The sequence below is a fragment of the Hyphomonas sp. TMED31 genome (assembly GCF_002172815.1).
GTDB classification, from domain to species: domain Bacteria; phylum Pseudomonadota; class Alphaproteobacteria; order Caulobacterales; family Hyphomonadaceae; genus Hyphomonas; species Hyphomonas atlantica.
The window spans coordinates 1-10,289 of the sequence record NZ_NHCK01000100.1 but is presented as its reverse complement, the minus strand read 5'-3'; the positions used below and the strand labels follow the sequence as shown (position 1 = coordinate 10,289).

General features: G+C 59.9%; 10 protein-coding genes. 7 read left to right on the top strand and 3 right to left on the bottom strand.

Annotated elements, in window-relative coordinates:
- From CBB91_RS13970 to CBB91_RS13955, 4 genes are all read left to right on the top strand, one after another.
- The coding region (locus tag CBB91_RS13970; protein ID WP_273014786.1) for a GDSL-type esterase/lipase family protein at positions 1-1,869 on the top strand (1,869 nt) is incomplete at its 5' end.
- A 325-nt stretch (positions 1,870-2,194) separates the two neighbouring features.
- Entirely contained in the window at positions 2,195-3,583 is a 1,389-nt protein-coding gene (locus CBB91_RS13965; RefSeq protein WP_273014784.1) for a metallophosphoesterase, read from the top strand.
- Between the two features lie 397 nt (positions 3,584-3,980).
- Positions 3,981-5,060 carry a hypothetical protein gene (locus CBB91_RS13960; RefSeq protein ID WP_273014783.1) on the top strand — a complete coding sequence of 360 codons (1,080 nt, stop codon included), beginning with the start codon at positions 3,981-3,983 and terminating at the stop codon, positions 5,058-5,060.
- Between the two features lie 114 nt (positions 5,061-5,174).
- Positions 5,175-5,771 (top strand): HD domain-containing protein, encoded by a 597-nt coding sequence (locus CBB91_RS13955; RefSeq protein WP_273014781.1) that lies wholly within the window; start codon positions 5,175-5,177, stop codon positions 5,769-5,771.
- A gap of 40 nt (positions 5,772-5,811) precedes the next feature.
- Here the strand turns inward: CBB91_RS13955 and CBB91_RS13950 are convergent, their stop codons facing one another.
- A complete protein-coding gene (locus CBB91_RS13950) occupies positions 5,812-6,222 on the bottom strand; it encodes a Kazal-type serine protease inhibitor family protein (protein WP_273014779.1) in 411 nt (136 codons plus the stop codon).
- Between the two features lie 61 nt (positions 6,223-6,283).
- Positions 6,284-7,204 carry an SDR family NAD(P)-dependent oxidoreductase gene (locus tag CBB91_RS13945; RefSeq protein ID WP_273014778.1) on the bottom strand — a complete coding sequence of 307 codons (921 nt, stop codon included), beginning with the start codon at positions 7,202-7,204 and terminating at the stop codon, positions 6,284-6,286.
- A gap of 152 nt (positions 7,205-7,356) precedes the next feature.
- Here CBB91_RS13945 and CBB91_RS13940 point away from each other — a divergent pair, with 152 nt between their 5' ends.
- Positions 7,357-7,725: a VOC family protein gene (locus CBB91_RS13940; protein WP_035552838.1), complete on the top strand. Its 369-nt coding sequence runs from the start codon at positions 7,357-7,359 to the stop codon at positions 7,723-7,725.
- Position 7,726: 1 nt separating this feature from the next.
- Here the strand turns inward: CBB91_RS13940 and CBB91_RS13935 are convergent, their stop codons facing one another.
- Positions 7,727-8,212 (bottom strand): CinA family protein, encoded by a 486-nt coding sequence (locus CBB91_RS13935; protein ID WP_273014776.1) that lies wholly within the window; start codon positions 8,210-8,212, stop codon positions 7,727-7,729.
- A gap of 276 nt (positions 8,213-8,488) precedes the next feature.
- Between CBB91_RS13935 and CBB91_RS13930 the strand changes: the two genes are divergently transcribed.
- Positions 8,489-9,784, top strand: coding sequence for a nucleoside transporter C-terminal domain-containing protein (locus tag CBB91_RS13930; protein WP_273014774.1), 1,296 nt, complete (start codon positions 8,489-8,491; stop codon positions 9,782-9,784).
- A 73-nt stretch (positions 9,785-9,857) separates the two neighbouring features.
- Positions 9,858-10,289 (top strand): Plug domain-containing protein (locus CBB91_RS13925; RefSeq protein WP_273014773.1); only part of this gene is annotated, 432 nt, incomplete at its 3' end.

The following is a 10,289-nucleotide window of genomic DNA, read 5'->3' as shown; positions in this document are numbered from 1 at the left end:
GACAACCCTGTTACGGGGGCGTCGGGCTGGGGTCTGTTCGATGCGATCCCGGGCTGGATTGCGATCCAGGGGGATCTCGAGATCCAGAAGGGGGAGAATGCGGTTTCGGACCTGGGTGTTGCGGGCAATGGTCTGGTTGAACTGGCAGGCCGGGAGAACTCCGGTATCCAGCAGACAGTGACGGTGGCGGAGGGACAGGAGGGGATCTACCTTCTGAGCCTGGACCATGCGCGGCGCCGGGATGACAACTGGATTGCGAGCTTTGACGTGCTTGTGGATGGTGTGGTCGTTGCGTCGGTTGATACGAGCGTGCAGGGCAGCGTGCAGCAGTTTGAGCTGGAAGTTGCGCTAACGGAAGGGGATCACACGATCGCCTTTGTGGAGACGAGCCGCAATGACGGGCGCGGTACGCTGATCGACAATGTCTCGCTGGTCGCCACGGGAGAGCCTTTGCCACCGCCGCCCCCTGCGGACACATTGTCGTTTTCAGACGAAGCGGACGGCCGTCTGGTCGATCTGGGAAATGGCAGCTGGTCGATTCCGCTCAAATTTCTTCCGCTCGGTGACTCGATCACGTACGGGATCGAGATTGGGCCAGCACAAGCGAATGATACGAGCCTGGGCGGATATCGGGATGACCTCTGGCAAAGTTTTGTCGCACAGGGCATCCTGATCGATTATGTCGGACGTCAGGCGACCGGCCCTGACAATCTGCTGGACCAGAATCACGAAGGCACGCCGGGCATCCGGGCAGACCAGATTGCGAACTATCTGGCGGCCCAGCTGCCCAGCTTCGTACCGGACGTCGTCTTGTTGATGGCAGGCACGAATGACTCCTATCAGCAAGTGTCCAATGCGGGCGAGACCACGCCGCAGGATATCGAACGTCTCATCAACATCATTCTTGCAGAGAACCCGGATGCCCAGATCTTCGTGTCCACTCTGTTGCCGCAGGATCCGGTGAATCCGCGAAATGCAGAGGCGTTGCCCGGACTGGCGGTGGCCAATCAGGGAATTATGGATCTTGTGGCGCGGTTGAATGCGGACGGCCTGACCAACATCCACTTGGTGGACATGAGCGACCTGTCCCTCGACCTGATCAGCGATGTCGGCCCGGACAACCGGAACGATGATGGTCTGCATCCGACCGATGAGGGTTATACGGAAATCGCGAGCCGTTGGTATGACGCGATCAATCAAGCCTTTGCAGACCTGGGGCTTGTCCTGGAAGGGGATGGCAACGCTATTGATTCCATCATCCAAAATGTCATTGGGTCAACCGGGAACGACTATCTTATCGGAGATGCACGGGACAATGACCTCAACGGCCTGGCCGGCAATGACATCCTCGATGGCGGGGCAGGGAATGATTCATTGACCGGCAGTTTTGGCCGGGACCTGTTCCGCGTATCCGAAGGGAATGATGTGATCACCGATTTTGATCCCTCGTCTGACTTTATCGATCTGAAAGGTACAGGTTTTACCTCTTTTTCGGAGATTTTGGCCGCCGCCGAACAGCAAGGCTCAGATGTTGTTTTGTTCGGTGACGTTGCAGAGATGGGTATGTTGACGCTGGAAGGCGTTCTGCTGTCGGATTTGTCAGAAGACCATTTTCTGTACGATTCCGGCGACACGGCAATCAGCGCAGTGACAATGGCGTCATCCTCAGGCAACACCATGACTGCCGTGTCCCATTCGGGCGAGGCGGAAGCGCATGGAGAGATTGTCGCTCTGTACAGTGATGCGGATTGGTTCGATTCCGACGGTGGCTCGCGCGAGTCCATGATGGATGACCGTGATTCAGGGGATTGGTCAGACAATGGAGTGGATGACTATTCCCAACCGCCGATCTGGGACGCCTGGACCTGACGAGCCCCTGCTTCGCTTGATGGAAGCTGGGTGGCCGTCAGTCACAAATCCAAGCTATATGGACGGTTCGTTCGTGTAGTGAATGGTGTAGTAGTGATGACAGAATGAAGGTGTGTCTTCGAAGCAGTCTTAGGCGCATCGGCGATAGTGCGCCGAACACGGTGCCCAAATCTCCCTGTATGTGGATCTTTCCGTGATCCATTCAGACCGCCGGACCGAAATGTCCGGGGTTTTTTCGTTTTCGGGCGCGGGCACCAAAGAAACTGTCATGCTGCGCAGGTAGGCGAGGGGCGGTTCGCACTCTCACCCGCGCCGGAGACACTTCATGATTCGTCTGCCCCGATCTGTTCGCCTGCCATCGGCGGTTTTTCTTGCCTCTTCAGCCATCTTGCTGTCCGCCTGCAGCGCGCCTGCGCCAGCCGAGCGGGTTACCGTCGCGACGCCGCCGGCGAAGCAGGTCGCCAATGCCGGGGCCGAGCAGGATTCTGGTTTCACGATTGCCGTTTTGCCGGATACTCAGAATTATCTGGACTACACCCATCAGATGGCAGAGGGCTTTCCGTTCGACGCCAATGAGCTGTTCCTGGAGCAAATGCAGTACATTGCCGACAATCTGGAAAGCGAGGGAGGTGATATCGCCTTTGTCACCTCATTGGGTGATGTCTGGCAGCATCAGACACTGGCGATGGACCCGGAGCATGCGGCGCGGGGCTTCAAGTCTGTTCCCAACCCGATCATGAACGCGCACCTCGCCCCCAGTGACAAGACCCTGACCGTGGAAATGCCGAAAGCCCATGAAGGCTTCAGCCTGATCGCGGGAAAGACACCCTTTTCTGTCGTTCCGGGCAACCATGATTACGACGCGATGTGGACCGATGCGAAGTTTCCGCCGAAGGCAACGAGCCCTGCAGAAGTCGACATGAATGATCTGGCGGGCTCGCTGGGAGTGCTTCATCCGGGCGGGTTGGAGAATTTCCGGTCCGTGTTCGGGGCCGACACCGAATTCTTCAAAGACAAGCCCTGGTACGTTTCCAGCCATGATGGCGGGGCCGATAGCGCGCAGGTCTTCGAGGCGGGCGGGTATCGCTTCCTGCATATCGGCCTTCAGTTCGATCCCCCCAACGATACGCTGGCATGGGCTGCGTCCGTGATGGAGGCCTATCCCGGCTTGCCGACGATCATTTCTACGCATGACTATTTGAGACAGGATGGCGAGCGCGCACCGAACGCCATCGTGGACGGGCATGCGGTCGACCCAATCCACAATTCGCCTCAGATGGTCTGGGAAAAACTGATCAGCCAGAATGAGCAGATCTTCCTCGTTCTGTGCGGTCATCAGCACGGACAGGCGTGGCGTGTGGACGACAACGCCGCCGGTCGCAAGGTCTGGCAGGTGTTGGCGGACTATCAGGACCGGGGACAGACCGCGATTGAAGCGGGTGTGCAGTCCGCCTGGCCCGTTGGAATCGGTGATGGATGGATGCGTTTGATGCGCCTTGAGTTCGATGGCGAGACTCCACTGATGCGCGTGAAGACCTATTCCACCCACTACAGGAAGCTGAGCCGCGAAACCGAGCAATATGCAGACTGGTACAAGGCCCGCGAGCAGCCGCACCTTTCGGATGAGGCATTCCATGACGAAGATGATTTCGTCATCGAGCTTTCCGATTTTGTTGATCGGTTCGAACAAAGCGCCCGCGTGGTGGCGGACTAATCATCGCCTGAACTGCCCTGAAAGGCATTTGTTCGGTCAGCGGATGACTTTCACGGCCGCGAGGACGCCGTCGTGGCCGCGCAGACAGGTCTTGTGGAAGTGGTTCACACACTGAAACAAATTGTTTGCCTCAAAGGTTGACAACATGTCGCAGCGTGGTTTATACGCCCAATTCCTGTCAAGCTATTCATTCGTAAGCGGATGGTTTGGTGTATTTACCGGAAGAAACGAGATGAAGCTAAATTGTAGAAATACAAGCAGCTCCTCGCAGATGCGGGGAGTGCCATCAGCGGCGCCCGCGCAGTGGCCGGTCGCCTCCTGATATCGACAATATCTGAACTTCGATGATTCCGAGCTGAAGAGATCAGCTTGCGGATCGTATGAAAGGAGGTGGATCATGGGCGCGCCCATGACCCGCGCTGGCGTCTTGCTGTTTGGCAAGCCGTCGGCAGCGACGCCCTTGCTCGGCCATGTGGCCGGGCTCCACGCTGAACGGATCGCCCGTTTCTGGCCCGCGCCACACGGAGGGTTCCTGACCCTTCCCACGGCGCGTCGCCACGCGGCGGCTATCCTGCTGGAGCGCCGCTGGAACAGTTCCGCCGATGATGGCGTGGACATTGTTCACGCGGTGGAGCGCGCCCGCGACGCGGATTTGGCTCGCATCCTGATGGGTGGCGAGGCCCCCGGTGGTTTGATGAAAGCATTGGGGCGGATCGGAGAAACTCTTTGGGATGCAGCGGCGTATGCCAATCTCCTGAAGCTGTTTGCCGATCCGGAATCGGTGAAAGTCCTGCGGCATATGCCGCGGATTGAAGCGGCTCGTTTGGGCCTGATCGCAAAGATTCCGGCCGCGCTTCGTGTGCCGGGCATTCTGGCGAACTTGCCACATCGACCGGAGGCTGTGGAGGATCTGGCGGAAGCCTATGCTCTTGCCCTGCAGATTCATGGCAGCGGTGAAGCGGCCAGGATCGTGCAACGGTGGAGCCGGGCAACCAGCCCGCTAGCCTTGTTCGATATGGCAGCCGAAGCACTCCAGCCGGACGAGTTCGGTCTCGTGCTTGCGCCACCCGCTCTGCCGGACTGGTTCAAGCCCGTCCGGACACGCAAGGCCCTGAACGAGATCGCCCTGGAGTTTCGCAACTGTCTGCGAGACTTCTCAGCCGATCTCGCAATGGGGCGGATGGCAGTGTACGCAGTGCGAAAATCGTCCAGTCCGCCTGTGGTCATGGCCCTGCGCCAGGACGCAGCGGGCTGGCGATTGGCGGAAGCCTTGCTGCGGAACAATGATGATCTGAGTGACGCCCATTTGCGGAGCCTGGTCGATGTTGTGGTGGCATCCGGTATCCGGACAGGCGAGTCAGCCTGGAAGCTGGCGGATCGGCTGCACAATCATGTCTGTCCAGATTGTGGGCCAGCGCATGTACCGCCGCGCAACACATGGCGGGAACGTCTCGCGCTCGGCTCCCTCTGGGACTAGGCGTCAGGCAAGCGTCGCAGTCGCGCCTCCGGTCCGAAAGGGCCGGGGGCGTTTCCATTTGTGACGCGCGCGTCATCGGTGTAGTCTCCGGTAAAACACAAGGGAGAGACAGACATGGCCGACGGGCACGAAATGGGCGACCGCGCGAAATTCCGGGAAATGCTGGAAGGCACGAAGGAAGACTGGGACATCATTGTTGAGCACTCGAAAAGCTTCAACAAGGGCCTCGCCAAGCGCGTGCTTGATCATCTTCGCTTGCTGGATGGGGACTTTGGCGGATTCCCGGTCGACCGGCTTGAACATTCGCTACAAACGGCGACACGCGCGCACCGCGACGGGCGGGACGAGGAATATGTCGTCTGCGCGCTGCTGCATGATATCGGCGACACGCTGGGCAGCTATAATCACCCGGATGTGGCCGCTGCGATCCTGAAGCCGTTCGTGTCAGAGGCCAATCACTGGATGGTGGCCAATCATGGTGCGTTCCAGGGCTATTATTTCTTCCACCATATCGGCCTCGACCGGAATTTGCGGGAGCATTTCAAGGACAGCCCGCACTACGAGCACTGCGCGCAATTCTGCCATCTCTATGATCAGGCCGCATTCGATCCGGACTATGAGAGCGAGCCGCTGGAATTTTTCGTTCCAATGGTGGAGCGCGTCTTCTCGCGACCGGTAAATTCCATGTATCTCAAGGCGATGCAGGAATAAGCCCGAAACTGGATCAGGTGTTCGGGCTGGTTCCCGAGCGCTAGTCCGACGCGGTTTCCTGCAAGCAGGGGCCCTCACTGGCGACGCTGGTCATGGCGGCGTGGGCTTCGCATGTATTGCCATAGGTCTTGCCGTCGCAGCCGCAGACCGGGCGGTATTCGCGTGTGCACATCGGGCGGACTTCGGAGCAGACGCCCGCAGGGTCCGCGATGTTACGGCAGGCGCCATCCTCCATTTTGCAGAACAGGCCGTCTTCGCACGCAATGGCGGCGATGCCGCCACAGGTCTCACCGACCCCGGCGGTTTGGGGCAGGGTTGGCGCGTCATCCGGCGCTTCTGGAGCGGGAGGCGGTGCTTCCGCCTCAATGGGCGGCAGGTCTTCCGGGGGCTTCTCGAACCAGGCACAGCCGGCGAGAAGGGTCACGGACAGGACAAGAGCGATGAGGCGCATGGGAGTCTCCTTTCACGAGAGAACCCTGCGCCCCGATCGCGTATTTGGCAAGGCGTGAGCCTTAGCCTTTCATGCCGGCTGCAACGGCTGCGAAGATGTTCTGGCCGTGCTCACCGCCAGACTGGAAGGCCGGCTTCGTGGTGGCCACATCAGTGATCTGGTCCCATTTCGCGGCGACGGCTTCAGCGGACAGGCCTTCGCCCTGGCCGACAAAGACGCCTTCGGTCTCAACGATGCGGGCCATGGAGAATGCGCCAGCGCCTGCGGACAGGATCATGCCGGATGGGGCATCGTCTTTCACCAGATTCATCACGCCCGGCGTGACATATTCAGGCTTCAGCTGGGCCAGCACTTCATCTGGCATCAGGCCTTGCGTCATGCGGGTTGCCGCAATCGGGCAGACTGCGTTGATCTTGATGTTGTTTTTCGCGCCTTCGATCTTCAGCGTGTTCATCATGCCGACCACGCCNAGCTTGGCNGCNCCGTANTTNGCCTGNCCNAAATTGCCNTAGAGNCCGGTCGAGGAGGTGGTGACCACGATGCGNCCGAAATTCTGTTCCTTCATGATGTTCCAGGCTGCGTGAACCGGCATGAACGTGCCGCGCAGGTGAACGTCGAGCACCAGATCGATGTCGCCCTGTGTCATCTTGGAGAAGGATTTGTCGCGCAGGATACCGGCATTGGCGATGATGATGTCGATGCGGCCCCATTTGGCCATCGTATCGTCGATCATCTTCTTCACGCCAGCTTCGTCGGAAACAGACGAACCGTTTGCAATGGCTTCGCCGCCGAGCGCTTCGATTTCCTTNACAACGGCTTCNGCCGCTTCGGAGTTGCCGCCNGTGCCGTCCATTGAGCCGCCNAGGTCATTNACGACCACTTTNGCGCCNCGGCGGGCGAGTTCCAGCGCATGACAACGGCCGAGACCGCCACCCGCACCAGTGACAATGGCGACGCGATCGTCGAAACGGATATCTGACATGGGAAGACTCCTCATTCCTTTGACTGTTTGCCCCAGTCTCTGACCAAACGCTGACGTAAACGTCAAGCATGCCCCTAGGGTCACCTCTTGCGCGCAATGACGCGGCATGATTGCGTTNNGTCAACACCAAGACGCATCCACGGAGGATACCCATGCTGGCTTATGTGACTTTAGGCTCGAACAACAAGGAACAGGCGCTGGAATTCTACGATGCCGTTCTCGGGGAACTGGGCGGGCAGCGCGTCTATGCCAATGACCGTCTGCAATTCTACGCAACGGGCCCCGGACAGCCGATGATCGGGATTGGTGGCCCCTATGATGGCGAGGCGGCGACCGTTGGAAATGGTGTCATGCCCGCGCTCTCATGCAAGGATCGCGACACGGTTGACCGGGCCTACAAGAAGGCGCTGGAATTGGGCGGCACGTGCGAAGGCGAACCGGGCGAGCGCATGCCAACCTTCTACGGTGCCTATTTCCGGGACCCGGACGGCAACAAGCTCTGCGTCTGCAAGGTGGGGTAGGTCAGCCTATCGCCGCCTGGAGTACTTCGAGCGCCTCTTTCGCAAAGAGGCGCATGTTCTCCGGGCGGTCGGTGAGGCCGGTTTCCAGCGTGGTGGAGATTTCAAACCGGTTCGGGCCAACCACCGCTACGCAGGTATGGCCCGCTGCGTCGCCATAGCCATTGCCGGTTGGGCCGGAGGCGCCGGTTTCGCAAATGCCCCAATCGGCGGCGAGCTTTCCGCGGATCGTATTGGCAAGCAGGCGGGCATAGGGCTCCGTTGAGGAGCGCATGTCGCCAAGGTCTTCGCGGGTCAGGTCCAGCAAATGCTTGAAAGCCTTCGGCGTGTAGATGACGCCGCCACCGCGATAGTAGCGGGACGCGCCAGGAACGGCGAGCAGGGCGGCGGAGATCAGGCCGCCCGCCGAGGATTCCGAGACGGCGACGGTTTCGCCGCGCGTCATGAGCTTGTCGGCAATTTCGTGCGCGATGGGGATGAGCGTTTCCATGCGGGGCAGTTGAGCAGGCGCAATCGGGCGGCGCAAGCCGGACGTTGGGAGAGGGCCGGGCTCTGGTCTTCCGCGCCTGTGCTNCNACTTCGCTCGTCCTTCGACTTCGCTCAGGATGAGTCCGCACCCTGCTGCCAGATTGCAGCGCTCATCCTGAGCGAAGTCGAAGGATGGGCAGGCTCGGGGAGTTGCACCCGGTAGCGCACAAGAATGCTTCCCCTTCGGCCACGGCGCGGCTAAGCCTGAATGTGACACTTTGGGGAAAGGGAGCGGCGGATGCTTTCAATCGCGGGATATGAATGGGGTTGGGACAATGCGCGGGCGCTGATCGGCATCGTCCTGATCTATGGCGTGTGCTGGGTCTTGTCGGAGAAGCGCAAGCTGTTCCCGTTCAAGCTGGTCGTCGGCGCAACGATCATGCAATTCGTATTCGCGCTCATCCTGTTCGGCATTCCCTTCGTGCGCGCGATCCTGTTCAAGGCCAATGACGTGGTTGATGGCCTGCAGAATGCGACGCGGGCCGGCACGAGTTTTGTGTTCGGCTATGTCGGGGACAATGTGGCCGCGCAGCAATTGATGGATGGCTCGCCGCCGCCGCTGTTCTTCTTCCAGATCCTGCCGATCGTGATCGTTGTCGCTGCGCTATCCGCCATTCTCTGGCACTGGCGTATCCTTCAATGGATCACGAATGGCTTTGCCTATATCTTCCAGCGTGCGATGGGGCTTGGCGGGGCAACGTCTCTTGCTGTGTCCGCCAACGTATTCATGGGCATGACCGAAGCGCCCGTGTTGATCCGGCCCTACATCAAGGGGATGACCCGGTCTGAATTGCTGATCATGATGACGGCAGGCTTTGCGACCATCGCTGGCAGTGTGCTGGTCGTTTATGGATCATTCCTCGAAGGCAAGATGGAAAATCCGCTGGCACAATTGCTGACCGCCTCCATCATGGCAGCCCCTGCGGCAGTGGCTGTTGCACTCTGTCTGGTCCCCGAGACGACGCCCGCGACCGAGCGTATGAAAGAGCCGGATTTCAGCTATTCTTCGACTATGGATGCCTTTTCGACCGGCGCGTCTGACGGCCTGAAGATCGTTCTGAACATCACGACCATGCTGATCGCGGCGCTGGCCCTGCTTTGGCTGGTCAATGCCGGACTTGGACTGTTCCCGGATGTGGCGGGCGCGCCGCTATCCATCGAGCGGGTGCTGGGCTGGATCTTCGCGCCGCTAATGTACATGATCGGCGTGCCAATGGGAGAGGCGGCGCAGTCNGGTTCTCTCATGGGGGTNAAGACCGTGNTGACGGANTTTGTCGCCTTCCTTCAACTGGCCGAAGTTCCGGTTGACGCAATGGATCCGCGCACACGCATGATCACGGCGCACGCCATTTGCGGCTTNGCCAATTTCGGTTCGATGGGCATCCTGATCGGCGGCCTGAGCATTGTGGAGCCAGCGCGGCGGGACGATTTCCTGGCGCTGGCCTGGCGGACCCTGCTGGCGGGCACGCTGGCGACTTGTCTGTCCGGCGCAGTGGTCGGCGCATTGCCATATCAATTGTTCACGGGCGGCTGATCTTTTCCCTCGCCTGTCGCACGGTCAGGCCTAGACTTCAGGTCTGGGATTGGCACGAGTGCGAGACATGAGAATGAGACGAATTTGGGCAGGCGTGTTCGCCGCGAGTGGTGCTGCTTTGGCGGCTGCAATGCCGGTAGCCGCGCAGGAACGACTGGAGCCGGTCAATGTCTGGGGTGACCGGGCAGAGACCGATCCCGGTAGCCTGGCCGTTCTGGATAATGCCGAGATCGCGGACACGCTTGCGGACCATCCAGCCGAAATCCTGAACAAGCTGCCCGGCGTGAACATCCAGATGAATTCCGGGCAGGAGCACCTGATCGCCATCCGCAGCCCCGTCCTGACCGGCGGGGCCGGGCAGGGCAGTTTCCTGATCATGGAGAATGGCGTGCCGGTGCGCTCGCCCGCCTTCGGAAACGTGAATTCCCTGTTCGAGCCGCATCATGAAGTGGCGAGCGCCATTGAAGTCGTGCGCGGGCCGGGCAGTGCGAAATACGGTTCCAAT

Coding starts and splice junctions, on each gene's coding strand:
- CBB91_RS13965 (WP_273014784.1), top strand. CDS start 2,195: ATGATTCGTCTGCCCCGATCTGTTCGCCTGCCATCGGCGGTTTTTCTT.
- CBB91_RS13960 (WP_273014783.1), top strand. CDS start 3,981: ATGGGCGCGCCCATGACCCGCGCTGGCGTCTTGCTGTTTGGCAAGCCG.
- CBB91_RS13955 (WP_273014781.1), top strand. CDS start 5,175: ATGGCCGACGGGCACGAAATGGGCGACCGCGCGAAATTCCGGGAAATG.
- CBB91_RS13950 (WP_273014779.1), bottom strand. CDS start 6,222: ATGCGCCTCATCGCTCTTGTCCTGTCCGTGACCCTTCTCGCCGGCTGT.
- CBB91_RS13940 (WP_035552838.1), top strand. CDS start 7,357: ATGCTGGCTTATGTGACTTTAGGCTCGAACAACAAGGAACAGGCGCTG.
- CBB91_RS13935 (WP_273014776.1), bottom strand. CDS start 8,212: ATGGAAACGCTCATCCCCATCGCGCACGAAATTGCCGACAAGCTCATG.